At 60.0% G+C, this 738-nt stretch carries 1 protein-coding gene; it reads left to right on the top strand.

What is annotated here, in order from left to right:
* On the top strand, nucleotides 1-729 hold a 729-nt coding region (locus NFX52_RS30410), incomplete at its 5' end, for an IS30 family transposase (RefSeq protein ID WP_055392806.1).
* Nucleotides 730-738 lie beyond the last annotated feature (9 nt).

Below are 738 nucleotides of genomic sequence, written 5' to 3'. Positions count from 1 at the left end.
GGACAGTTGAAGAAACTGCACCCTGACAACAAGCGCAAACAAGTGTCACACGAGAGCATCTACACCTGCATTTATGCCCAGCCTCGGGGAGAGCTCAAAAAGGAGTTGGTCTCCTGTCTGCGTATGGCCCGCGCCAAGCGCTGGCCTCGCTCCAGGGGCGAGGATCGGCGTGGACAAATCACCGATCTGCTGAGCATCCATGTGCGCCCGCCCGAGATTGAGGATCGCCAACTGCCCGGGCACTGGGAGGGAGACCTCATTAAGGGCAAAGGCAACGCCAGCGCCATTGGCACGCTGGTCGAGCGCACCACGCGCCTGGTGGTACTGGTCAAGCTGCCGCACCCCAACCCAGCTACAGCGGCGCATGTGCTGCAGGCCTTCAGCGACAAGCTCAATGCCATTGCCAGCCCGATGCGCCAGAGCCTGACGTACGACAGGGGCCGGGAGATGGCCGAGCACCAGCAGCTAACGCGCAACACCGGCATGAAGGTGTACTTCTGCGATCCCTACAGCCCCTGGCAAAGAGGCTCCAACGAGAACACCAATGGGTTGCTGCGTCAGTACTTCCCCAAAGGCACGGATCTCAGTGGCTACACCCAGGAGCAGCTTGATGCGGTGGCCGACGAACTCAATGGACGCCCCAGGATGACTTTGGGCTGGAGCAAGCCTATTGAGGTGTATGCCGAGCATTTGGCTCGCTTGGCCCAACAGCCCGATTCAGTCCATTAACTTGATTGT

It is taken from the genome of Acidovorax facilis (assembly GCF_023913775.1).
In the GTDB taxonomy this organism is placed as follows: domain Bacteria; phylum Pseudomonadota; class Gammaproteobacteria; order Burkholderiales; family Burkholderiaceae_C; genus Acidovorax; species Acidovorax facilis.
This window is presented reverse-complemented; position numbering and strand designations above follow the sequence as displayed.